The sequence below is a fragment of the Planctopirus sp. SH287 genome, assembly GCF_056500625.1.
In genome coordinates this window covers 405,049-428,812 of the sequence record NZ_CM151403.1, presented here as the reverse complement: position 1 = coordinate 428,812, position 23,764 = coordinate 405,049, and the positions used below count along the sequence as shown (strand labels likewise).

The 23,764-nt window shown below is 53.5% G+C and carries 18 protein-coding genes; 7 read left to right on the top strand and 11 right to left on the bottom strand.

Translation table 11 applies throughout. The features are described from left to right. Positions 1-461: 461 nt before the first annotated feature. The 8 genes from SH287x_RS01530 to SH287x_RS01495 all read right to left on the bottom strand — a co-directional run bounded on the left by SH287x_RS01530 (position 462) and on the right by SH287x_RS01495 (position 8,807). A complete protein-coding gene (locus SH287x_RS01530; protein ID WP_479516677.1) occupies positions 462-1,523 on the bottom strand; it encodes a DUF1559 domain-containing protein in 1,062 nt (353 codons plus the stop codon). A 58-nt stretch (positions 1,524-1,581) separates the two neighbouring features. Next, positions 1,582-2,076 carry a hypothetical protein gene (locus tag SH287x_RS01525; RefSeq protein ID WP_479516676.1) on the bottom strand — a complete coding sequence of 165 codons (495 nt, stop codon included), beginning with the start codon at positions 2,074-2,076 and terminating at the stop codon, positions 1,582-1,584. Then, entirely contained in the window at positions 2,076-2,801 is a 726-nt protein-coding gene (locus SH287x_RS01520) for a hypothetical protein (protein WP_479516675.1), read from the bottom strand. The genes SH287x_RS01525 and SH287x_RS01520 overlap by 1 nt, the downstream gene beginning before the upstream one ends. After that, positions 2,798-3,451: a hypothetical protein gene (locus SH287x_RS01515; RefSeq protein ID WP_479516674.1), complete on the bottom strand. Its 654-nt coding sequence runs from the start codon at positions 3,449-3,451 to the stop codon at positions 2,798-2,800. The genes SH287x_RS01520 and SH287x_RS01515 overlap by 4 nt, the downstream gene beginning before the upstream one ends. After that, positions 3,448-5,028, bottom strand: coding sequence for a type II secretion system F family protein (locus SH287x_RS01510; RefSeq protein ID WP_479516673.1), 1,581 nt, complete (start codon positions 5,026-5,028; stop codon positions 3,448-3,450). Before SH287x_RS01510 ends, SH287x_RS01515 begins: the two co-directional genes overlap by 4 nt. Before the next feature lie 73 nt (positions 5,029-5,101). Further along, positions 5,102-6,304, bottom strand: coding sequence for a type II secretion system F family protein (locus SH287x_RS01505; RefSeq protein WP_479516672.1), 1,203 nt, complete (start codon positions 6,302-6,304; stop codon positions 5,102-5,104). A gap of 68 nt (positions 6,305-6,372) precedes the next feature. Then, complete coding sequence (locus SH287x_RS01500) at positions 6,373-7,464, bottom strand: type II secretion system F family protein (protein ID WP_479516671.1); 1,092 nt, start codon at positions 7,462-7,464, stop codon at positions 6,373-6,375. A gap of 92 nt (positions 7,465-7,556) precedes the next feature. Beyond that, on the bottom strand, positions 7,557-8,807 hold the full coding sequence (locus SH287x_RS01495) for a GspE/PulE family protein (RefSeq protein WP_479516670.1): 1,251 nt from the start codon (positions 8,805-8,807) through the stop codon (positions 7,557-7,559). 291 nt (positions 8,808-9,098) lie between these two features. On the opposite strand from SH287x_RS01495, the gene SH287x_RS01490 reads away from it, so the two are divergent. Beyond that, positions 9,099-10,580 carry an APC family permease gene (locus SH287x_RS01490; RefSeq protein WP_479516669.1) on the top strand — a complete coding sequence of 494 codons (1,482 nt, stop codon included), beginning with the start codon at positions 9,099-9,101 and terminating at the stop codon, positions 10,578-10,580. 268 nt (positions 10,581-10,848) lie between these two features. On the opposite strand, the gene SH287x_RS01485 is transcribed toward SH287x_RS01490, so the two are convergent. After that, positions 10,849-12,189 (bottom strand): PQQ-binding-like beta-propeller repeat protein, encoded by a 1,341-nt coding sequence (locus tag SH287x_RS01485; RefSeq protein ID WP_479516668.1) that lies wholly within the window; start codon positions 12,187-12,189, stop codon positions 10,849-10,851. Positions 12,190-12,455: 266 nt separating this feature from the next. Between SH287x_RS01485 and SH287x_RS01480 the strand changes: the two genes are divergently transcribed. Next, a complete protein-coding gene (locus SH287x_RS01480) occupies positions 12,456-13,328 on the top strand; it encodes an AraC family transcriptional regulator (protein WP_479516667.1) in 873 nt (290 codons plus the stop codon). 231 nt (positions 13,329-13,559) lie between these two features. Here SH287x_RS01480 and SH287x_RS01475 read toward each other — a convergent pair whose 3' ends face one another. Beyond that, positions 13,560-14,354, bottom strand: a complete 795-nt coding sequence (locus SH287x_RS01475; RefSeq protein WP_479516666.1) for a hypothetical protein — start codon at positions 14,352-14,354, stop codon at positions 13,560-13,562. 361 nt (positions 14,355-14,715) lie between these two features. Here SH287x_RS01475 and SH287x_RS01470 point away from each other — a divergent pair, with 361 nt between their 5' ends. Further along, the gene (locus tag SH287x_RS01470) at positions 14,716-17,121 is read left to right on the top strand and encodes a hypothetical protein (protein ID WP_479516665.1); all 2,406 of its coding nucleotides are present in this window, start codon (positions 14,716-14,718) and stop codon (positions 17,119-17,121) included. A gap of 301 nt (positions 17,122-17,422) precedes the next feature. Here SH287x_RS01470 and SH287x_RS01465 read toward each other — a convergent pair whose 3' ends face one another. Then, a complete protein-coding gene (locus SH287x_RS01465; RefSeq protein WP_479516664.1) occupies positions 17,423-19,621 on the bottom strand; it encodes an HDOD domain-containing protein in 2,199 nt (732 codons plus the stop codon). A gap of 217 nt (positions 19,622-19,838) precedes the next feature. On the opposite strand from SH287x_RS01465, the gene SH287x_RS01460 reads away from it, so the two are divergent. The 4 genes from SH287x_RS01460 (at position 19,839) to SH287x_RS01445 (ending at position 23,726) form a co-directional block, all read left to right on the top strand. Continuing rightward, positions 19,839-20,291: a YkgJ family cysteine cluster protein gene (locus SH287x_RS01460; protein WP_479516663.1), complete on the top strand. Its 453-nt coding sequence runs from the start codon at positions 19,839-19,841 to the stop codon at positions 20,289-20,291. A gap of 102 nt (positions 20,292-20,393) precedes the next feature. Next, the gene (locus tag SH287x_RS01455; RefSeq protein WP_479516662.1) at positions 20,394-21,806 is read left to right on the top strand and encodes an FG-GAP repeat domain-containing protein; all 1,413 of its coding nucleotides are present in this window, start codon (positions 20,394-20,396) and stop codon (positions 21,804-21,806) included. Next, complete coding sequence (locus tag SH287x_RS01450) at positions 21,793-23,175, top strand: tetratricopeptide repeat protein (RefSeq protein WP_479516661.1); 1,383 nt, start codon at positions 21,793-21,795, stop codon at positions 23,173-23,175. Before SH287x_RS01455 ends, SH287x_RS01450 begins: the two co-directional genes overlap by 14 nt. A gap of 152 nt (positions 23,176-23,327) precedes the next feature. Next, positions 23,328-23,726: a carboxypeptidase-like regulatory domain-containing protein gene (locus SH287x_RS01445; protein WP_479516660.1), complete on the top strand. Its 399-nt coding sequence runs from the start codon at positions 23,328-23,330 to the stop codon at positions 23,724-23,726. Positions 23,727-23,764: the final 38 nt, after the last annotated feature.

The following is a 23,764-nucleotide window of genomic DNA, read 5'->3' as shown; positions in this document are numbered from 1 at the left end:
AATTGAAAGAGAGGGGGAGAACTGGCTAACGACGCGAAAACGGCATGTGGAAGTGCTCAATCGCAACCACTCGCCATCAAAGCGGAATTGCCTACTGCATTGTCAAATGCTTAAAAGCGGGGTTACACAGGTTGTAAAGTCCGACATCGGAGGACGTAACGACGCATGAAACCCCAAGATAAAGCCGTGACACGGCACGACCCATCCCTTTGAACAAGTTGAGCAACTGGAGATGGCAGTTGTTCACTATGCCTCAAGGCGAGATCCGAAAACCAAATTTACGTCCCCAGGCGACTCAGTAACAAGTATCTGTTTGTTCCCATTCTCCATTTCTAATGATTTCGACAAGTATACGCACAAATCATGACGTTTGTCTGTGAGACTCCAGCATTACTCCCTCTCCCGCCTGCGGCCACCTTCTCTCTTGAGGGAGAACGATTTGAGTGCTTTCGGATAGCCTCTCAGAATCCACCAGACATCAACGTCCCGTCCCGGCGGTCGAGTAATTGCCGATAAAGCGTCATGTCAATGTTTTCGCTTAAGAAACGCACACTGCCATCCCCCAGCGCAAAATGTGCTCCGCCCGTGTGATAGCTGGAAAATCCATCTGTGAGTGGCCCATGCTTTGCCACCATCGCTGCCTGACGCTCTTCCGGTGTCTGGCCATCGGAACGATTTTCCGGCGGTACAGTTTCACCGTCAGTGGCCTTTTCTGAAGAAGCCTCCTCTAACGAATCTTCAGCGCCAGAGGTGTCGGCACTGGGATCGGTACTGGGATCGGTACCAAGGAGAGGAGGCCCTTCATAGACATTGCGGACGCGGGATTGCCAGGCATTGATTTTGCGGCCGCCATTTCTGAGCGTGGCCCGGGTTCCAGACATCCACCCCAGATTGATATTTGGCTGACCCGCGGCATTCATGTCCGGCTCGGTATATTCTCCAAGATAGATCGTATTGGAAGACCCATCTTCCACCTGTTCATAGCGAATAGAGCTATTGAGAAACAGAACGCCCCATTGGCCCTGATCAACATAGCTTTCGATCGGATGATGGGCACCCGCATAGCTGGAAACAGATCCCCAGGGATGAGCAGCGCCACCAGATGAACTATAGGGCGTACTGGGACATTGAAGCAGGCTCATGGGAACCTTGCGGACAGGAGCATTGGCGTCCGCATAGACGGAACTCGAAAAATCAATATGCTTAAAGACTGTCGACTGTTCAATATAAGGAAGGATCTGGGTGATCCAGCCCATATGGTACCCATCGGGAAGATTATTAACTGGCCCCTGGGGATTCTGACTGCCGGGGGGGAGCACTTCATGGGCTGCCATATAGTTATGCATCGCGAGAATCAACTGTTGAAGATTATTGCGGCATTGTGTCCGACGGGCCGCTTCACGTGCCTGCTGAACAGCGGGAAGTAGCAATGCAATCAGAATCGCAATGATCGCAATAACAACCAGCAGTTCAATCAATGTAAACGCCGATCGTCGAACCGGGGGCGAGGTCGTGGTCTTCATCGTTTTCCTTATGAGAGAGATTCGAGTGACGTTGTTTTTTGGCATTTATAAAGTAGCGTTATGGAATCTCCAGCCAGGCACGGCGAACCAAAAGGACGCTGTCATTTCGTACAAGCATCACCCGCAGTTCATATCGCCCCGGGACTTTCTCCCGCGATGGAGCTTTCGCCATGTCGTCTTCCTGCCGGGAGGCAGGGAATTGTGGCCTGCATTCCACACGCGCCGTCTCATCCCGGACACCTGTCGAGAATTCCCAGGAAAAAGCGGGGTGATCTGAAGGCTGAATGGGGAGAGTCTGTTCCTGAATCGCCATCGCGAATTGATCGCGCAACTGGGTCTCGGCTGCGCGCATCAAAAAGTCCATTTGAGATTCCCGACGGGCGACAGCCGACTGGCTGAGCATCATGACGGATGTCGTGACCATCGCCGCACTGGTTAATCCAAACAGAATGACAGCCGCAACGACAAACGTGGTGCTGGCACCCGCACGACGAGAGGATCGGAAATTCAGAGGTGGCCAACCCGACGACTGACGCTCTTGCCCATATCGCATTATTGATCTCCCATAGAGCGTGATTCGAGGGAATCAGGTGCCTCAGCAATTGGTGGCCGTAATGTGTTTCTCTCCAGTTGGGATTGTCCCAGAGTGGCAGAAATCGTGATCGCATTAGCCGGGGTTGTGCCTGTTTGCTGAGCGGACGCCGGCAGCTTGACGGTGAGAGGTGCCAGCAATTGAAGTTCGGCGCTCACCACCCGCTTCTTGATCTCCCCGCTTGCTGCGTCGGTAGTGGGTGTCTCTTCGGTCGTTACCTCTTCGGCTGGCTCAATCACCCAACGGGCAGAACCACCCGGAAAGAGATATTTTTCGGTGGCGGGCTTCCCCCCTAGTTGTCGAGTAATTGTCACCCCCTGATGACGGCTTTCAATTCGATAAACGATGTCCGGAGATGCCTCTGGCGGGGATGATCCCGTCGTCCAGAGTTTCAATTCGTGGCGGTCATCCACTTCTTCAAGTTGAGCAGCACTCCAGATATCTCTACGGAAGTCACTGGAGAATCGCCGCAGGTTGACAATCGAAACCAATCGGTCAGATTGCCCACCTTGCGCCCGCAGGATGGTCACCATCAGCACAGAGAGAATGGGCATGATGACGACCAGCATGCCGATCGCTGTCAGCATTTCAATCAACGAGACTCCCAGCCGCTTCGCAAGGCGGCGCGGGCTTTTCTCCCTCGCAGGGAAGCCTGTTTTTCGGATGACAGGGAAAAATCGGATCATTGAGAACCCCCGCTTTCTGAAGAAGAATTCGAGGTGTTTTCCATGTTGGGTGTGGTTGCGGAAGATTGACGGGGAATCCAGGCACTCAGTTGAACAGGGGCATGTCGGTTCGCAGACGCCTGCTCACCCGCAGTCACCTGCCAGTCAATCGCAACCGTCCAACGTTGGCTGGTCTGGCGAACAAGAGCCTCTGACCGAGCATCCACTACAGAATTGGAAATGGAGTGAAGATCAATGGAAACCTCTTCCGAGACCAGCCGGATTTTTCCATCGGGAAGTAATGTTGCCATCCGGGAAGAGTCCATCAGACGGCGTGCCAGAGTTTTCCCCACCGAAGCCGGGGCGGGCGTGGTCAATGGTTGAGCATTCGTTGGCGGTTGCAACAACAAGGGCAACTTTTCCAGAGATTGCTGTTCCGCAAACTGTTCTTTAATGGCATCACGGTCTTGAGCCGACGCCGATAAAAGGTGATCGAGCCAATTTGCAGCCAACTGACTGGCCACCACTTCCTGTTGAGCCAGACGACGAGTGCGCGTGACAAACGCAAACATCATCACGGAACTGCTCAAGAGGACAGCCAGCAGGATCATCGCCACGACCAGATCAAGAATCATCAGGCCAGATCGAGGGGAGGAACACGAGCGCTTCATGCCAGTTTCTCCATCATCGTCACGAGTGATTGAATGATGGCGACGGCGATCATCAAGACAATTCCACCCAGAAAGATCACGATCAGAGGGCCAACAAATTCCATGCACCGATCCCAGATGTCTTTCTGACGGCGGAGCTGTAGCTCAGCCAGTTCATCCAGAATGATGGCCGCATTGCCCGCCAGAAATGCCGTAGAAACCACCTGTTGCTCCATTTTGGACAGGAATCCGGTTTGATAGAGCACCTCAGGGATGTCGCGTCCTTCTTTCAACGATTTGGCTGCCGTTCGCAATCGATGAGCCAGGCGGCCTGAAGGTTCAACCTCAGCCAGACGCTCCAGATCCTCATCCAGCGGGCGGCTGTCACGTAAGGTGGCAGCCACTCCCCGAAGAACGAGCGGGCGCTTCGGTCGGTCAGAAATCTGGCTCCAGAAACTCAACCCCCAACGCTGTTCTCCCTGAAAGCCGCGATGAAGAATGTTTAATGCGAGCACCGTTGTAAATATCGAAGCCCCTGCCGTCATCAATCCAAAAAGTCCCACGCTGTCACGTGGCATCAGAATCATTAACTGTTGAGGACGTTCAATATCGAAGTCATCAAAAATTTTCATCATTTTCGGTACGACGAAATAGGCGATATAGCTAAACACACCCCAGATGACCATAATTGTCATCAGGAAGACTTCAAAGAGATTAAATGTTCTCAACTGAAGTTCCTGTTCAAACTCATCAATGGAATCAACCATCTGCCGTTGCAAGCTATAGAGCAAGGATTCAGGAGAACTCTGAGCCGCCAGATAGGTGTCCGGGGAATCCAGAATCTGCGTGTTCGCCACGAGGGCAGGTTGCCAGGCCACTCCCCGATCAATGGCATGAGTGACCCCTGCCAGCGTAGAGCCAATTTTGACAACCGGAAAGTCTTCCCAACCAGTCAAAGACTCTCCCACGGGTTGATCACTTTTCAACGCGCTGATCAGTGCCCAGCGAATTCCCATCGCCCGATTTCTCCGGCGAAATCCCAACCACGAAAGGATGGAAATCGCAAAGGCCACAACCAGCAGCCAGACAGAAAAGGAAATGATTCCAATCGTCGGTGTAAAACTGCCCGCCACAGTGAGAGTGCAAGCCAGAAAGACCAGCATCATCTGGATTCTTTGTCGGAAATTCCTCAGCCTCCGGTGAGTCAACTGGTCATACCGGCGGACAGGGTCACACTCCACTTGCCAGCGCATTCGAGCGCCAAAGAGACCATTGATTCCCACTGTTAAACTAGGGATCGTTAACAGTAAAAAAACAATGGCTCGAATCGTGAACTCGGCCGGACCGGGCCAGAAGATAAATGCCAGCGACAACAAGCCATTCAATAGCGCCAGGCTTGCTGCAGAAAAAATAATGAGTGATGTAATCACCGGGCGAGTGGATCCTTCCTGGATCATTGAGACACCTGCCGTCGGCAATCTCAGTCCTCGCAATATCAAGAGCGTGGCCAGAAATGTCAGGCCAAACAATATTGATACCGGGATCAAAACGTGCCACCACGGGGCAGCAATGGCTGGAATCCCCGCATTCCAAAACATGAGTTGATTCCTGAAAAAGAATGAATAAATGAAAAAGTGTCGTAGCTGCTGCGACAGCAGGCTTCATTGTTATTTACGAAAGTACGCTGGTCAGTTGAAGCATCGGGAAAAACAAGGCAAAGAGCGTTGAACCAAAGGTGATAATTGCAAACACCACAAAGAGGGGTGGGATTGCCAGGTAACCCATTTTCAAATGGGAAATCGCACGAACAACGCTCGTCGCTGCCAGCAGGTCAAAGGCATCGTGCCGACTCTCTTCCGACAGATGAGCATCGCAAACAATCCCCAGGGCCTTCGGTAAAGAACTCTTTGCCGGAATCGCCATCGAGGGCGATTTCCCTGATTCCATCTCCTTTAACCAGAATGCCACATCATATTGTATCAATTCGTCTTCAGAGAGATGTGCGGCCAATCGGGCAGAAACATCCAACCGGTGATGCCGCATGAGCAATATCCCCAGTGACTCGGAAAGGCGCGCGATTTTCAAATGATAAAGAGGACGACCGATCAACGGGAGGTAGCAGAATACTCTTTGATAAAAGCGGCGAAGATAAGAATATCTCGACGTTGCGAATAATATCGCAATCGTCAAGACACTCCCCAACATGAGCCACGTAATATGTCTCGTAATAAAATCAACAAAAAAGAACAATGCCCGAGTAAATGCCGGCATCTGAGTTCCAAAAGAATCATACATATTCTGGAAGCGGGGGATAATATAGATACCACCGGCCAGAAAGATCGCCATGAGCACGAGATACCAGGCGAGTGGCGTGCCAATCTGAATCAACAATCGATTGATAAACATGCGCTGGCGGGCACGTGAGGTCATTAACTGACGCAAAAGGGTTGCTGCCAATCGACCGTCCTCCAGAACGGCCAATTCCCGATGCAAGCCCTGAGGCAAAGAAGAACCGGCGAATTCCAGAGAACCTTCCAGATCCTGATCGTTGCGATATCTCTTCCAGGCCTGAAGCAATCTCGCGCGATCTTTCCGTGAAGGGCTTTCTTCCGCCAATAGCCGCAGGCTTAACTCGGCAGGAAGATCCTCCAACGCACCCTGATACTGGATCGCCATATGCGGAAACATCGGCAGGTTTGACAGAATTCTTGGGCGATGCTCAACAGCACGTTCAAAGCTGGCAAGTTCCAATCCCTGTTCGCGCAGTCGCATCACCAAGTCATTGTCAGTACTGGCTGACAATTGACCATGCACCACCGATCGATGTGATTCAGGCGAACCGATTTTTCGAGCAATATATGAATAGGACAGCATTGTTGAAAACCTGAAAGGCGATACCCGCCGTGACGTTCAAACAGATTGAATAGCGTAACAAGTCCTATTTAATGAGCTCGGCTTAATCCCGAAAGAAAAATTGTCAACGGCCCGAAGACCATCAGCACATAAATCACTGCAATCCCACCTCCCACGAGCATTGTAAGAATCATGGGCAAGATCGCAGCCATCAGGTCGATACGCCGGTGGGCACGCCTGGCCATCACTCCCGTGGCTAGCTGCAGAGCCACAGGGAGTGAATTTGTCCGCACGCCAATATCAATGGCATCCCGGACGAAGCTGGGGACATGTCGGATACGAATGAGAGCCGCACTTAAGTCGACTCCTGACTCAATCGCCAGGCGGGCTTCTCGCGTCTCCTTCCGGACAGTTCCTTCGCCCAGCAGATATTCCGACCGACTCAGGCATTCCACAAAAGGAACCCCTTCACGTGTCAGCAAACTGGTGACAAATAACCATTGAATCCAGCGAATGGCTTCTGGAAGCCCCAGGCTCCACGCCAGCGCCCCGGTGATCACCTGCAATGAAGGCCAGACTCCCCGGCTATCAGCCAGCATACCTGAACGAATCGCGCGTGTTTGCCCCAGTACAACCAGCATGATGAGGGTCAACAACGGGACGATCGGTATCCAGTAGTAAGAGGTGTCGTGAATAACACGGAGAAACACCTCTATCCATCCCCCATCGATATCAAAGTTCTCTAGTGCACTGATCCAGCGAGGAATAAAGATCAGGCTCATCCCGCAGATCAGCAGGTATGACAAAACCAGCACCATGGTGGGATAAATGGCTGCTCGCCGGAACTCCTGACGTAAATTTGTCATTTGAATCCCGAGATCGGCCATGGACTCCAGCATCTCGGAAAGGTGACCGCTCCGAATCCCCAGATCAACAATTGTCGCATAGAGCTGTGCCTCTCCCGTCTCTTCAGCCGCAAATGCTTCGGGAAGAGTCAGACCTTGCGACAATCGTGAAGCAACACGCTGAGCCAATTGAGAGAGACGATATGACGACGATTCCCCGAGCTGCTGAATCCCGACTTCAATAGGCACGCCAGCTCGAATCAACTGAATCATCTCACGATTAAACGCCTGCAGGGCAGGTGATGAAATGACGGCGGTGGGAGGAATTGATGACATATTGAATACGATATGATGTGCGGTCAATTATTGGTAAATTTAATAACAACAGATAGATGAAAAGAAAATTATCGATACACAGAGAATATGTTCTATGTATCCGGGAATAGTTGATTTTCTTCTCCTCCCAGAACGCGGCAAACCTCGGACCAATCCGTGATTCTCTCACTGACAGATTGCGTCAGTGATGTTTTCAGCTTAATAAAGCCATGCCGTTCTGCCTGACTTTCTAATCGACGGCTGGTGGCACGGCGCATAATGGCCCGTGAAAGGGAATGACGCTCCGGGTCGAGAATTTCTGCTGCAACAAATCGACCGTGATACCGGCTTCTTATAGGAGAAGAAACTGTTTTTACTGATTCTAATGCCGCAGAAGTGGCGCTGGATTCTTGAGCAGGAACTGCCAACTTCCGAACAAGCCGCTGGGAACAAATTGCCAGGAGGGAGGAGCGTAGTAAAAACGGTTCTACGCCAAGATCAGCTAATCGGCACAGAGCTTCACAGGAAGAACCGGCGTGAAAAGTCGAGATGACCAGGTGGCCTGCCAGTGCCGCCTGAAAAGCGGTCTGAGCCGTTTCTGCGTCGCGAATTTCGCCGACAAGAATCACATCAGGATCCTGTCGCAACAACGACCTTAAACCCATGGCATAGTTAAATTCCGCCCCTCGCCGCACTTGTGTTTGCGAAACTCCCGGCAGAACGGCCTCGACCGGATCTTCTAAAGTCACCAGGCTGGCCTGATGTTGCCGCTCGGTTTGCAACCATCGTAAGCACGCATAGGCGCTGGTCGTTTTTCCGCTTCCTGCGGGGCCGGTGAGCAAGAGCATGCCGCTGGTCTGTCGTAAGGCATGCTCCAGGCATTTTCGGACGTGGGCACCGTAACCAATATCGTCGAGATTCAGATAGCGTCCAGAGCCGACGAACAGACGAATAACCGCCTTTTCTCCATGAATGGTCGGAAAGGTACTGGCTCGCAACTCGCCGGGAAAATCCGGGAGTCGCAAGCGGCCTTCTTGTGGAACATCGGTGCGATAGGTCAGCAGTTGAGCCAGCACCTTCAACCGGTTGACAACCATGGAGGCCACCTGAAGAGGAAGTGTGCCGCCTCTTTCCAGGACACCATCCTTTCGGAAGGCGACGTCCAATCCGTCGGGAGTCGGGACAAGATGCAGGTCGCTGGCTCCCATTTCAATCGCGTGTCGAATCAGACGTTCCACCGCTTGAATCGAGAAGTCCGAGGCCTGCAAGCTCAAATCGCCCAGTACAGAAGGAGAGCCAGGTGCTGAGAGAGAATCAGCAGGTCGGACTTTCGAGTTCGTTGCCATGAGCGGGGCTGAAGACATTGGCAGAATCGCTCCTGAGTTTCGCCGAGAACATTCTGCTGTCATACCAGAAGTGCATGGTGCATTCATGCCCCCTCGAGATTTGCTTGCGGGATGACAGGCCATTCCTCACTCATTGAGACCCCGGACGTAACAAAATTTGTCTACTGACTCACGTCGATTCTCAACAGTTCTTTCCGTTTCCTGCAAGACAGCCCTCTGGAAACCGATTATCGTCACCACTGATTCAGCCCTGAAACAGCCATCCCCCGAACCGTTGAAGCGACGGCATTTTCATAAAGTGACGACCTGATGCCCATAAGACCACCAGTGGATTTGCATGACAATCCGCTTTCCGAAGAGACATCGCCTCATCAGAACCCACAGCTTTCTCTGATTGATGGCGCCAGTCTGATTGTCGCGATTGTGATTGGCAGCGCGATTTATTTCACATCACCCACAGTCCTGTTTCTCAGCGGCAGCCCGGTGATGATGATGAGCCTCTGGGTGGTGGGAGGACTCATTTCCCTGATGGGCGCCTTCTGTTATGCAGAACTGGCGACAACCTATCCTCGAACGGGCGGTGACTATTGGTATCTCACCAGAGCTTACGGCCCCGTGGCCGGCTTTCTCTTTGGATGGCTGCAACTGACAGTTGTGCAAACGGGCAGTATCGGAGCCTTGGCGTGGATTTTCTCCGAGTTTGCCTGCCGCCTGTTCATGGTCAACGCCTCTGCCAACACTTCGCTCGACGTGACCGCCATGGGCGCCATCGCTGCGGTGATGATCCTGACGATTGTCAATCTGATTGGTCTTCGTGCCGGCACTGTGGCGCAGAGGATTCTCATCTCACTTAAAATTGCCGGGCTGATAGCGTTAATTGTCGCGGGGCTATGGTTTGGCAAAGGAGACCCGGAATGGAATCAACCAGTGGATTTCCAGCAGATTCCCAATCTGGGCGTGGCTTTGCTGCTGGTGATGTACGCCTATGGCGGCTGGAATGATGCCGGGTTTGTCGCGGCCGAAATCCACCGCCCGTCGAAAAATATCCCGCTGGCCCTCTGGATGGGATTAGGATTTGTCGCGCTGGTCTATCTCTTGATTAACCTGGCCTATCTGAAAGGGTTGGGAGCCGCGGGCCTGGCAGCATCAAAAACGCCGCCCGGCGACCTCTTTCAATTAATGTTAGGAGATTACGCTGCAAGGGCGATGCATCTGGTCGTCGCCATCTCGGCATTTAGCGGGCTAAATAGCCTGATTCTGGCCGTCTCCAGAGTGCATGACGCTGTTGGGCAGGAGCATCGTCTGCTCGCGGCATTAAGCTGGAAGACTCAACGCACGAGAACACCTTATGTCTCGCTCATTTTACAAGGCTTCGTCAGCAGCCTGTTAATCCTGCTGTTCGGCACTTCGACCGGCCAGGAGTCATTAAATCAGATCTTGGCCATCACTCACATGCCGGCCATTGACTGGAAAAAGTACGGCGATGGATTCTCGACACTTTTTGCCATGTCCGCGCCCCTTTTCTGGCTATTCCTTGGATTGACCGGGTTAAGTGTGCTGATTTTGCGGCAAGTGGATCCTCATCGCGAGCGTCCGTTTCGAGTTCCCGGCTATCCCATTGTTCCGATTCTGTTTGTGATCGTTTGCGGCACGATGCACCATCTGGCGGTTAGCTATGCCGATCGACTGGTCTTGCTCACTCTTCCGATTGTGGCGGTAGGACTCGTCCTCTCTTTATTTAGCCGCTATCATTCTGTGGGAGAATTTGAAGACGCAGACCAGCGCTCATAGATATCCGACACCAAGTCATTACGTTTAACGTCGTTATCGATGTATCGACTGGTGGGTTTGAGCGATAACCCGAAAATCAGGGCGAAGACAGCCTCCCCAACCGTTTGCGGTGATGGCTCGCCGAAGCGCCTTACCATCTCCGCCATCGCCCTTCTCCTCGCAGGGTCACATTCAGTGTGAGCCAGAGTTAATTAATCGCTTCGCAGGAGCTTGGCCATTCGCTCAAGACTTGCCATGATTGTGTTTGCCTGCGAACCTGATTCCACGTCTATTTTGCCGTCACATCGTAGCAAAGCAGCATCCCCTGGTCGCGGATGTACAGTTTGCCATTGGCGACCACAGGATGAGCCCAGGCTGGCAAACCGGTTCGATCAGGTTGCTCAAAGCGTCCGCGTTCAATCAAGCCCTCCTTGGAAGGTTCAATCAAGACGATCGGGCCATCCTCACTGCGGAGATAAAGGCGTCCGTCGGCGTAAAGTAAAGACCCTTTGGGGCCTTTGCGGTCTCTCCACAACGTCTCGCCTGTCTGGAAATCAAGGCAGGCCATGAACCCTCCCCCGTTCCCGCCATTGGCACCGTAAAGAGCGCCATCGACGACAATCATGCCGCCATGGTGATTTTGCATGTTCGGCGTGAAGTAGACTTCTTTCGCTTCAAAAAGGCCGTCGTCGTTCTTCTTCAACTTGACCGCACCACCCCCGGCTCCATAAGCCGAAGCTGCAAAAATCAGCCCGTCCTGATAGATCGGTGTTGAACAGTTGATCCCCATTCCGTTGGAGGGCTTGGCGTATTGCCAAATCACTTTCCCATTGTCGGGTGATACGCCTATCAACGCACTTGACGTGAATTGTACGTATTGTCGCGAGCCTTCATAATCGATAGCGATGACGGACGAGTAGGCGGCGCCTGGACGAGGGCCACCAGATCGACCGTTTCCCCCACGTCGGCCTGGACGATCTGCGCCGTTTGCTGAAGGACTCGGAGGTTGGATTGCCGGCGCGGTTGTCTTCCAGATCACTTCGCCATTAACCTTGTCCAGGGCGACCAACATCGCGTCGGATGCGCCCGGCGTGCAGATGACTTTGTCACCATCAACAAGCGGCGACTCACGAAAACTCCACATCGGTGAAGCCCCGCCGAAGTCATCGATGAGACTTTTTTTCCATAGAATCTTGCCATCATTGATATTAAGGCAGGCGACCCGCCCGCTCATTCCGATGACATAGATTCGGTCACCATCAACTGTCGGCGTTCCGCCCGGGCCTTCTTTCGACTGAGGCACACCTTGCGAGGCAGCATTACCAAGTGAAGCGGCCCATATTTCTTTGCCATCTGCTTCCGAAAGTGCCCACACGATCTCTTTTCCGTCGCGATTACTCATTCCATAAATTTTGCCGTTGGCAATCGCTGGCGCACTGTCTCCCCCACCAAGTCCCTCCGCTCGCCAAGCCAGGCGAGGCCCACCTTCAGGCCACTCCTGGAGCAGGCCTCGCTCTTGCGAAGTGGCGTCACGCTTGGGGCCTTGCCACTGTGGCCAATCACTGCTGACCGCAAGAGATGGCAAGACAGAGAGCGAAAAAGACGCGAGAAACAAGAAAATTGGTTTCACTACAACATTTCCTCTCGGTGGCGTCTGCCACGACGGCTTTGGCGGAACGAACAGACACGGAAAGGCCGTTCGCTGGAGCCTTCGGTTAATCATATCTCTCCGAACCAAACTCATTAGAGAATCACAAGCGAGGCAAAAGAAGGCCTAATCCTCTTAAAGTCTAGCCTAATCCTATCCATTATGGCACAGAATGCCCAAGTTCGGCTAAACTGAATTCTATGAACCATCCGAACAGTGATCACCGCGCAACGCCTGAGGGATGTCCGTTGTCGACGGTATTAGCAGAGTTGGCGAGCCAGGAGGGAATTCACTCAACCTATCTGGAAGGAGTGCGAGTCGCCCGACATACCACACCACTTCGACGAACTCCCGTTGTCTACGCGCCTCTCATCGTCTTTATCGGCAAGGGGCAGAAACGCAGCTACCTGGGCGACATCGCGTACACCTACGACCGAGATCATTTTCTAAGTTTGTCGGTTCCCATGCCGGTAGAATGTGAGTGGGACGCTGATCCTGACCACCCGTTACTGGTGGTCTCCGTCATGGTTGATTTGGCAGTGCTGACCGATGTCGTGTTGGAAATGGATGGCATCGGAGGTGGCTCGAACATAGTTCCTCGTGGCATTTCAACTTCTGTAATGACGGCTGAAATCCAAGAAACAGTCGTGCGGCTACTACACTGTTTGAAATCACCCTTGGATAGCCGCGTGCTGGGGCGGCAGATTGTCCGCGAGCTTTTATATCGCGTGCTTCAGGCTGAACCCGATGGCCCACTTGCGGTGCTGGCGCGACGTAGCGAGAACTTCACTCAAATAGCCCGCGTCTTAAAACTAATTCACACGCAGTTTGCTCAACCACTGCTGGTTGAACAGCTTGCGAGACAGGCGGGAATGAGCGCTGCGAAATTCCACCAGAGTTTCAAGAGCGTCACTTCGACCTCGCCGATTCAATACATCAAGCGGATACGCCTGGATCGAGCAAAGAATTTGATCACCCGTGAAGGTTATACCGCAACGCAGGCGGCACACGCGGTCGGCTACGAAAGCGCCTCGCAGTTTGGCCGAGAGTTCAAGAGACTTTTCGGCGTTCCACCGATCGAAGAAGCGCAACAATCGCGAGAACGACGACTGACCAAGTGATCCAAGGCTCCCTCTCCCCTCGCGAGGTTTGGTTCTTTCAGCGCCGGGACGTGGGCTAAAGATTCGCGGCCCCGTTGTGGCCGCTCCCTTTGCGGGAGTCGGGGAAACGCATGATGGCCGGTTGTTCATTCACCAGTGGATTTTACGCCGCCAGGATGACAGGACGCAGGGTTCGTGAAACGCACCCTCTTCTACTGATCCGCATCTTCCCTGAAACTGGGCCGGACAAATTTAGCGATAGATCCATTGAGGATCGCCGTCCAGACGGATTTCGACTTCCTGTTGGTCGAACTCATCGCCGGGTCGCCAGTATTTCTGAACCAGTGTCTTATGCTGAACCAGAGGCTTACCGTCCGGGCCTTCGATTTTCCGGATTCCATTGGAGAAGCCGGTCAAATAGACGGTATAGCGGCGGGCTTTGGGATCCACATTGCGAAAAATCGCCACTCCAGAAATCGCCTGCTCGTCCGGAGATTTCGGTTCGGCAGCCGGAGGAATGGGCGCTACGGCATCCACTGAGTTCTGAAACGTGAACTTCTCTCGCTTGTTGATCACTGCCAGGGCCTCAGGACAGACCGCATCCTGGGTAACTGTCGGCTTGTCGGCTTCTGTAACCAGTGTGAATTCAGGAACGAACATGGGCGGACGAACTGGGGGATCAAACTCATTGACTGGCAGGTTGTCCTGCTCGCGCTGAGGCACGGGACGATTGAAAGCGCGGTAAGTGATGTACCAGACGTACTCAGGTTTTTTTTCGCCGGTTTTGGGATCGGTGGTTTCCACAACGATCTGTCGCATCGGTTTGAAGGCGACATCCATGACCCAGAGGTCGCTCTGAGCCACCCGCTCTTCAGCAGTCGCTACCCCTTTAACCAGCATTTCTCCACCGAGAAGCACCTGAGCCGATGCTTCGCCGGGGAACATTGACAGGAGGGAGAACGCTCCCAGTGCCCCTGCTGTCAGAAGGGCATCGCTCCACAGGCGGAAGAATGGCAAGCGGATCGTGGATTCGTTGCGACAGGGCATGAAGGAACTCCGGGAAAACAGATTCTTGGCATTGTAGATATAGGTAAGCCTGCGGGAACGGGTCAAGGCGTCTCTGCCGCAACTCCCTTCAAATCTAAGACTTCCTGCCAGGCATGGCGGGGTTGTGCTGTCTTTTTGGAAGATTTTTTGAGGTACAGCCGGATTTCTGAACGAAGGCGACCACAAAAGCCCACTTCTATTGTACGAACACCAATGTACGAACGCAGAAAATACGAACGCAGAAAAATAGTGTGGGCGCGATAACCGACTCTTCGCCATCCCAAAGCGTCCACTCCTTGAAAATGTCCAGCAGCCCTTGTGCCGTGACACGGCCCTTGCGGCTTTCCCGAGAGCACACATCATGCGACTGACTCTACGAACCTTGCTTGCGTATCTGGACGACGTTCTTCCGCCGGCGACTGCAAAAGTGCTGGGAGAGCGGATCCGCGAAAGTGAAGACGTCCAACAACTGGTCAGTCGTATTCGTGAAGTGATCCGAAAACGCCGGTTGAATGCTCCTTCCGTTCTGCCGGATGGTTCGGGAGAAACGTCTCTCGACGCGAATCTGGTGGCCGAATATCTCAACGACCTGCTTTCTCCCAAACAGGTGATTGAAATTGAGAGTCTTTGCCTGGAATCAGAAATTCATCTGGCCGAGGTGGCGGCATGTCATCAGATCCTGACGTTGGCAGCAGCCGAGCCAGTCACGTTTTCGGCGGCTTCTCGCGAACGACTCTATGCTCTTGTTGAAGGGACGCCGCTGGAAGTCCCGGCTGTAGAATCACCTTCACCGACGAAAGTCGTTCCGGAAACCGTTCCTTCTCTGAACGGAAACCGTGCAGGAATTGGTGAGACCAGCGACACTTCCCGCTTGGGACAGTCCCCATCCAAAAGCCCGTCTCATCAATCAGAATCACCTCACTATCGGGGTGCCGAATATTCTGAAGCCCCTCAAGCGACGGCCAGATCCTGGACAAACCGGGTTCTTCCCGTTCTGGCTGTGGGTGTGATTGGTGTGGCCTGGTTGGCACTGTTGTCTCGAGACCCTGGCCTGGAATATGGCATGCAGCCCGCCACGCCCCCTCATCGCGGGAATATCGCGAGGCTTCCCGTGGCTCCTGCCACAGCACTCAATGAAAAGAAGCCAGAAGGTGTCGATAGCAATCTGCTCCCTGTTGATCCTGTCACCTCTCCGCAACAGGTGGCGAGCCTGACGCCGACGAACCCGCCTGGTCGTGTGACAGACAGTGCTTCAACTAACGGCCAACCAAATAGCGTTCAGCCAATGAACGGAGACGCTGCGACTCCCCCTGTGGTTGCGGTCAATACGGTACAACGCCCAGCGGAAAGTGCGCCACTACCAGCGGCGGCCGTTCCTACTCCCACGCTTCCAATGACACCTGCTGGTGAATCACCAATGCCTGTCTCGCAGGAAAAAATGCCACTGGCCAATACAAATGTCGCCAATAACACGCCAGTACAAGCCCCCGCAAATAACAACGGCCCCACGATGTCCGATCTGGAAGCCTTTACAGCAGGAACCGTGGTGAAATATGTCTCGACGGAAGGCGCTGTCATTCGCAAAAACCCAGAAACTTCCAACTGGGTTCGCGTCGTTCCTCAAGCGACAATCGTTCCCGGCACGGTTCTCGTGGTGCCAGATCCTTTTGAAGCACGCTTTCAGCTCACCACGGGAACGTCTCAGGCAGCGACTGAATCTAATACGACAGCGGGTTCGTCTCAGTGGCAGATTGATGTCTTATCAGGATCTGTCGTGCGATTCGGTGGGGCGGTAGGAAATTCCCCCGCTTCACTGTTGATAGATCGTGGTCGCGTGACGCTGATGGGGCAAGGCATTAACAACGCACTTTCGCCCCCTGTTGAATGGACGTTCCAGGTGGGAGGCCTCATCGCCAAAATCCAGCCCACAACTCCTGATGTCTTGGTCGGAATCGAGGTTCAATGGCGCGAACCGACTCGTTTTGAACAAGATCTGGGAACCAACAAAATCAGTTCTGGCCTGTATCTGGCAAAAGGTGCTGCCCGTGTGATTGTCGGAAACGAGGCTCCGCGTGAAATCACTCCCGGCGTGTTTGTGCCGCTCTCTGCCATCAGCCAGCAACCAGAACATCTCGCAGCCAATCCGCCGATTTCGTCGGCTCTGCCAGAATGGATGGAGGCATCGGCTCGAGTTCCTAACGCTGCCGTCAAGCGAATTTCGTCAGCCTTTGAACGGGCGTTTGACGACGGCGGGAATATCGATCTCAACATGCTGGCTCTGGTGGTGGATGCCCGGCCCAAAATGTCAGAACTGGCGATCAATACTCTGGGATTGATGGGACGAATTGATGGTCTCGTCGAAGGACTCTCCAAGAGTGAACACGAAGAAGCCCGCATGGCGGCTTTCTTCTGGTTAAAACAATGGCTGGGCCACTTGCCTTCATCCCGTGTGGTGGTCAAAGAAGAACTGGCCACACAATATTCTGAATCCGATGCGTCCGCCGTCTATCGATTACTTTGGGGATACGCTCCCGCCGCTGCGTCCGATCGATTGGCATCGCAAGAACTGGTCGACTGGATGGGAAGCCAGCGTGTCGAAATTCGTGAGATGGCATTCTGGTATGTCCAGAAGTTTACCGGCAAGCGGCTGGAATACCGCCCCATGGACGCTGCCGGCCGACGCGACGCCGCTCTCCAGAAATGGTACGCCATTCTCCAGAAAGACGGAGCACTCGTCCCAACCCCCAACCCAGCCACCCCCGAATAGCCCCCTCGCGGGGTTTGGGCCTATCGGCCGGGTCGTATGACTAAAGATCCGCGGCCCCGTTGTGGCCGCTCCCCTTTCGGGGTTTTGTTAAGCTGTAGACACAGCGATTAGCGAGTTAATAAATAGTGTTAGTTAATAAGGATATCGGGGATTAGTGCAATGCACCGTCGCTTCAGGCACCCGACGTTAGATACTCACTGATAGATAGTTGGCGGTCTTTCTCTATCATGAATGACGATTGAGGGAGGCCCTCACCCCGGCACCAGGATCGCTATATCAAATCCAAAGGTGTCGTTGCGTATTAACGAGACGTCACATAATTAATCTCGCCCGGTTGAGCCATGTGGCCAATATTAAGATGGCGCCACACTTTCGATTGAATGGATTTCATATCCAGAGGTTTTGAAAGGAAGTCCGTAGCACCAGCATTCGCCGCCAGAATCACCGCATTACGGGAAACATCACGGCTCATAGCAACAATCGGTATCATCACCTGCTTGCTCCTCAGCCACTGGATTTCCCCCAACCCACGACTTTCGCCGGGGAGGATATCGATCAGAATCAGGCTGGCTCGTTGAGCATGAAATGCCAGATCAATAGGATTCTGACAGCATTCCACATGAATCCCATAAGATTGCAGCGAAGACTTCACCAGTTCCTGGGCAACCACATCCCTGTCAACAATCAGTACAGTTTTCTCAATGGTCTTCTCAGCCGGTGAGCCGCGATTTTCAGCACAAGAGTATGCCTCAAAGCCGACATTCCCCAGTTTCGCAGGAGGGGGCATGACTTCTTGCTGAAAATTGACTTCTGGTCTGACAAATTTGGGCTGTTCGAGGTTTTGGTCAGCCACCTCCGTCTGGGGAAATTGCCAGATCATGTGATCGTCCAGAATGCTTGCCAGAGAGTGCACGCTATCTGACGCCTTCATAACCTCTGCAGACTTCACCTCCACACGAGCATTTTTAGCCGAACTCGAGACTTCGTTAACATTGGCAGAATTGTTGCCGGCTGGTTTGAAACGGGCCTCATCGGCACTGGCTTCATGGGCACTGGCCTTAACCTCAGGAGAACCATGCGCGTTCGCTCCTTCGGAATTCCCATAAGCCGCTGGCTTCTGAACATTGACGAATGTTTCAACAGGTTCTGGCACGGCCCCCGTGGTATTGGGAGGGAGGTAATCGGGTGAGAGTTCGACATCAGCATCACGGGCAATCCGCTGCATGATTTTCTGAAAGCTGTGAGTATCGGGCATGGGCAGACTGAAAAGTTTGCTCATTTCCATCGTCTGTGCGACAGACTGCGATAAGCAGCCATGAAAAGTATCTTCATTCATCCCCCCACATTTCGCGACAAGCCGATTCAGAAGGATCTGTCGCTGAGGCGAAAAGTGCTCTCGGCAGACCGCGACCGATTCACCAATCTGCATGGCCTGGATCAATTCGATTTCGCCCGGATTCACTTCCACACGATCCAGCGGATCGTGGTGTTGTTGAACCAATCGAATCAAACGGGGAGGTAATTCCCATTTCTGTAAAAGTGCAGCCGAGACATCAGCATGAGTAAACCCAAGCTGTGACTTCTCGTAAGGGGCTAGTTGCAACTGGGCAATGTTCGCACATCGCTCGAATGTATGCTGGTAATCATTTCCCAGTTCATGGAGCAATATGAGAATTCCGATATCCTGCAGCAGGCCGACAACATACGCCAGATCTGCCGATTGGAAACCTCGCATCTTTGAATAGGTAGTGGCAGTCACGGCGGTGAGTAAACTTCGCATCCTTAAACGAAGATCTAAACCACTTGGCAAAGGTTTCACTTTTGAATTTCGCGATCCCAATAAATGGGCCGCCAGCACCAATCCGACAGTCCGGCGGACGCCGATCAGACTCACGGCATCCTGCACACTCTTAACGCGATGATTCAATCCCAGAGCGGCACTGTTGACTTGCTTTAATAGCTCAGCCGTCACGCGCTGATCGGTCGAGATCTCTCGTGAGAGCATGCCCACAGTGGCATTCGGATCATTCAAAAATCCGGAAATCCTTACCAGCAATTGTGGCATGGGAGCAATGTAGTTCTGGTCTTTCACCAGCACTCGGGCACCGTGCGGAATCGACAAGCCGGTGTGAATCTCTTTGGAAATCGCGTTCGCGACAGCCGCTGCAATGACCAGCGGGGTCGATTCTTTCGGTAGAACCGTTCCAACCCGCAGTTCCTCGGCTCGACGCTTTTGAGCGGGCGTCAGATCACCGATGAGCACACAGATCGGGTGAACCAATTCTTCCGCGAATCGGTTGATGATATCCACACCACTTAAGAAGCAGCCCAAGGCATTGGTGACGACAATCGCGTCGATCTGCCCGGCATTCACCACATTGTACAACTCGTCAGATGTTGCACAGACCCGCCCCTCTGTGGGATGAGAGAGCAGTTCGGCAATTTCCCGTGAAAAAGATTCGTATTCTGTAAGAATCGCGACCCGGCAATGGCTGGTCATTGCTAGAACTCCAGGTTTTGAGCAGAAAGACGGGAATAGCCTGAATAGGCAACAAGTAGCATTGAACTTTCAAGATGGGGAGATGGCAGACGTAATAAGGACAAATCCTCTTTAGCATAAATGGAAGCATTGCAAGGATAAACAAGTTGTCTTTGACAAGTTTCGCGTTTATTACGATTCTGTAAACTCCCGATTTTCCGACTTTAACAGGCTCAACGTGTCGAACCTTTCCGAGCGGCGCGAAAGTCGAGCCAAAAATCGAAACCCAACAACAACTTTGCACCAGCAAGCGTTTCAGATCGTCGATTGTACCCGCTGCGCCAATTGCTGTAAGACGATGACGATCAAGTTCAAGGACGAAGACATCGAACGGATCGCCGGGCATCTGAACATGACGGCTGATAAGTTCATTGACGAATACCTGGAATTCGATGGCGAATATGGCAGTCAGGAGGACGGATTCTATCATGCTCGCCAGCAGCCCTGCCCGTTTCTTGGGGATGACAACCGCTGTAAGATTTACGACGTTCGGCCGCTTGTCTGCCGGGAGTTCCCGCATACGGACAAGGAGGGGTTCACGATGAGAACGATGGGGATTGCCGACAATGCGTTGGTCTGCCCCGCAGTATTCTGGATCGTGGAAGAGATGAAGCAGCAGGCGACAAACTGAAGAAAGAAATCAGAATGTCCGCCTCAGCCAGGCTTCAGCCCGTATAGTGGCCTCGGCAGAAATTAGAATTTCAACCGGGGTCACCCTGCGCGATTCGGGAATATGCCCGATAACCCTGAAATCTGTCAGGCAGTCAGTCCTGGGCGAACGTACTCCAGCAGTGAGTCCCTGGAGTTTCCGACAACCTCGCAAAATGAATTTGGAAAGCAGATTGTGGCGCGATGCATCGGATTGTTGATTCTTGCGATCGCAATTCCCTTGGGAACTTTGGGTCTGTTACGCATCGTTCCTTCGCTGCGACCGCAGGCCGAACTCTATTCTGGTGGCACTCATTACGCTCCTTCCGAATTGCCTTTTCGCTTTGAACGGCTGGGCGCTCCCGTCGTTGGCCTGCCGTTGATCACGAACGTGCAAATCCTGGATTTGGATGGAGACGGTCAGAACGAAATTCTGGCGGCAGATGCTCAAGCGAACCAGATCGTGATGCTCAAGCGACAGCCAGATGATTCGTGGCGCGAGTCGGTCTTGATTCCCGATGTGTCAGTTCCGGCTCATATCACCGTGGCCGATCTCGATCAGGACGGCGACCTGGACGTCATCATTGCGGTGCTTGGCAACATCATGCCGGATGACAATGTTGTCGGCAGAGTCGAACTCTTTGAGAACCGCGATGGCGAGTATGTCCGGCATGTGATTCTCGACGATGTCCGTCGAGTCGCCGATGTGCAGACTGGCGACTTCAATGGCGATGGGAAACTCGATCTGGTGGTCGCCGTCTTCGGGTATTCGCGCGGGTCGATACTCTGGCTGGAAAATCTGGGCGATTTTCGGTTTCGGGATCATCTCTTGTTGGAGGCACCGGGGACCATTCATGTGCCTGTGGGAGATTTCGACGGCGATGGCGACCTCGATATCACTGCAATCGTCACGCAGGAAGAAGAGGAGTTGTGGGGGTTTGAAAATCAGGGGGACGGAACCTTCACTTCCCGACGTTTGTGGATGACCATTAATCCCGATCTGGGCGGGGCGGGTCTGGTCGCCGCCGACTTGAATGGCGATGGTCGTTTGGATCTGATCCTGCCAGCCGGGGACAATCTCGAGGATTTCGATGCCTACCCACAGCCTTATCACGGCTGTTACTGGCTTGAAAACCGCGGGGGGTGGGAATTCCAGGCGCATCGCATCAGCAATCTGGGCGGGGCCTATGCTGCTGCCGTGGCGGATCTCAATGGCGATGGCGCTCAGGATGTCGTGTTAGTCAGCCTGACCAATGATTGGCTTCACAGCGAAAACGCCAGCATCATCTGGCTCGAGAACGATGGACGGCAGAACTTCACCCCCTGGCAGATCGGCCCAACTCCGTTGCATCTGGTGACCGTCGCGGCGGGTGATCTCACGGGAGATGGACGTCCCGACATTGTGGCAGGAAGCTTGAACATCAGGCGGCCTTACCGGCATCTGGGGCGAATTTCGGCGTGGTTCAATGCAGGAGACGCGAAGAATGAAGATCGCTGAGCGGCTGCTGCTGATCGTCGTGATGCTGCAAATTCTGGCGAGTGGTGGCCTGCTGGTTCAAAAAGCCTGGAGCACGGTTCCACGCATTCCCGACGAGCATCTGGCGGATCCCCTGATCATTCCCGATCTCCAGCAACTGGCCCAGTCGGCTGCAAATGGGACGGCACGGGATTGGACCCGCTTGGGTGAGGCCCTGCTGGGAAAGGGATTTTACGCGCATGCAGAACAGACCTTTCGCGATACCCTGCTAATGGATCCTAGGTCGCTACCGGCCCAGTTTGGGTTGGCGTTTAGTCTGGATCGCATGGGACGCATGGCGGAAAGCTCCCAGGAGTATGAAAAAGTCCTGGCATTGCCCGCACGCTCTGCCGCCGACAAACTGTCCCATGCTCGCGCGTTATACGCGATGGGGCGTAACGCACTGCGACTGGAACAGGCAGAACTGGCAGAACAGTTATTCCGCCGCAACATGGCCTTCGTCCCGGCGGCTTATCAGCATTCCAAACTCCTGATCCGTTCTGGTCGGGCTGCAGAGGCACTGCCGACAATTGACAGGGTTCTCGAACAAGTCGAATTTTCCCTGGAATTTCAGGCCCTCCGGCAACGCGCGCTGGCGGCACTCGGTCGGGATCGCGAAGCATTTCATGCGGCAGCGATGGTCGAGCGATCGGCGCACCTGGTCTCGTTGAACTTCAACACGGAATACGTCTCACCGTTTGATCAAATGACGGGAATTGCCCGCAAAATGAAAAGCCTGGAGCAGTTGACGCAGGGAGCGGCGCTGACAGATTTTGAGAAAGAAGTGCAGGAGCTACACGATCTGATCGGGGACACGCCACAGATCTCAAAGCAGGCAGTGGATGAGCAACTGCTCTACAACGCTGTAAGTCGACAGCAGCCGGAGAGGGTTTTTGAGCTGCTCACGAAACTCCGAGCCTTGGGCCAGGAAAACGCCTGGACGCTGGAAGCGGAAGGTGACGCCTGGCGCATGCAGGGCGATTTAGACCGGGCAGCCGCGAGTTGGCAACGAGCCTTATTACTGGGCCACAGTCGCTCGCTCCACGACAAGTTGGCAGCCTATTACGGCGAACAGCACCCGCAACAGAGAGATTCGCATCTCGGACGCAGCGCATTGGCTACTGGCATCGCCGCCTACCGCCGAAACCGCTTGCAAGAGGCACTGCCGCCTCTTCTGGAAGCGGCTCGATTACTCCCGGACGAGGGGGCACCCTGGTTTTACATCGGTGAGATGCATTTCCATTTGAATCAGCCGGAAGTGGCTCGGAGCGCCTACCAGAAATGCTTGGAACAACAGCCCAGCCATGGAAGAGCTGCTGGAAAGCTAGAGTATCTGGGGGATAGCGAGTAGATAGAACGACTGCATCTAACTTCTGTAAAGACATAATCTTCCGGCGAATCGACCTCTCCGCCTCGATCCATTAACTGTTGACCAGGGTGAAAACTCAGGATACATTCACAGATTCTTATGAATCTATATGTACTTCCCTGAGAGTTTACACCATGCTGCCAGTGCGTCATGTGATCGCCGCGATCTTAACTTGTGTGCTTGTCGTTGGTTGCGGCGGAAAGGTCGATGCTCCTCCCCTCGGGACGGTCACTGGCAAAGTGACTCTGGATGGGAAGCCGGTCACGAACGTCACGGTGAATTTTGAGTCGGCCAACGGCCAGATCGCTTTTGGAAACACCGATCCCTCTGGCATCTACGAGCTGAAATTCCGCAGCGGGCTAAAGGGGGCTGAAGTCGGCATGAACAAGGTCCGCATCGAGACCATTCTCGATGCCCCTACCCCGCCGGGATACAAAGATCCCATTCCCGCGAAGTACAACTCCCGGTCAACTCTTCAACTGAGTGTTCAGCCTGGAAAAAACACTCACGACTTCGATCTCACGTCCAAGTAATTGCCGATCAAGTAATTGCCGGTTTCGGCATCGTTCGT

Excerpts from the sequence above, each read along its gene's own strand:
- SH287x_RS01505 (WP_479516672.1), bottom strand. The coding sequence starts at position 6,304 with ATGCTGTCCTATTCATATATTGCTCGAAAAATCGGTTCGCCTGAATCA.
- SH287x_RS01530 (WP_479516677.1), bottom strand. The coding sequence starts at position 1,523 with ATGAAGACCACGACCTCGCCCCCGGTTCGACGATCGGCGTTTACATTG.
- SH287x_RS01520 (WP_479516675.1), bottom strand. The coding sequence starts at position 2,801 with ATGATCCGATTTTTCCCTGTCATCCGAAAAACAGGCTTCCCTGCGAGG.
- SH287x_RS01445 (WP_479516660.1), top strand. The coding sequence starts at position 23,328 with ATGCTGCCAGTGCGTCATGTGATCGCCGCGATCTTAACTTGTGTGCTT.
- SH287x_RS01515 (WP_479516674.1), bottom strand. The coding sequence starts at position 3,451 with ATGAAGCGCTCGTGTTCCTCCCCTCGATCTGGCCTGATGATTCTTGAT.
- SH287x_RS01500 (WP_479516671.1), bottom strand. The coding sequence starts at position 7,464 with ATGTCATCAATTCCTCCCACCGCCGTCATTTCATCACCTGCCCTGCAG.
- SH287x_RS01470 (WP_479516665.1), top strand. The coding sequence starts at position 14,716 with ATGCGACTGACTCTACGAACCTTGCTTGCGTATCTGGACGACGTTCTT.
- SH287x_RS01490 (WP_479516669.1), top strand. The coding sequence starts at position 9,099 with ATGCCCATAAGACCACCAGTGGATTTGCATGACAATCCGCTTTCCGAA.
- SH287x_RS01475 (WP_479516666.1), bottom strand. The coding sequence starts at position 14,354 with ATGCCCTGTCGCAACGAATCCACGATCCGCTTGCCATTCTTCCGCCTG.
- SH287x_RS01525 (WP_479516676.1), bottom strand. The coding sequence starts at position 2,076 with ATGCGATATGGGCAAGAGCGTCAGTCGTCGGGTTGGCCACCTCTGAAT.
- SH287x_RS01510 (WP_479516673.1), bottom strand. The coding sequence starts at position 5,028 with ATGTTTTGGAATGCGGGGATTCCAGCCATTGCTGCCCCGTGGTGGCAC.
- SH287x_RS01465 (WP_479516664.1), bottom strand. The coding sequence starts at position 19,621 with ATGACCAGCCATTGCCGGGTCGCGATTCTTACAGAATACGAATCTTTT.
- SH287x_RS01450 (WP_479516661.1), top strand. The coding sequence starts at position 21,793 with ATGAAGATCGCTGAGCGGCTGCTGCTGATCGTCGTGATGCTGCAAATT.
- SH287x_RS01455 (WP_479516662.1), top strand. The coding sequence starts at position 20,394 with ATGCCCGATAACCCTGAAATCTGTCAGGCAGTCAGTCCTGGGCGAACG.
- SH287x_RS01495 (WP_479516670.1), bottom strand. The coding sequence starts at position 8,807 with ATGTCTTCAGCCCCGCTCATGGCAACGAACTCGAAAGTCCGACCTGCT.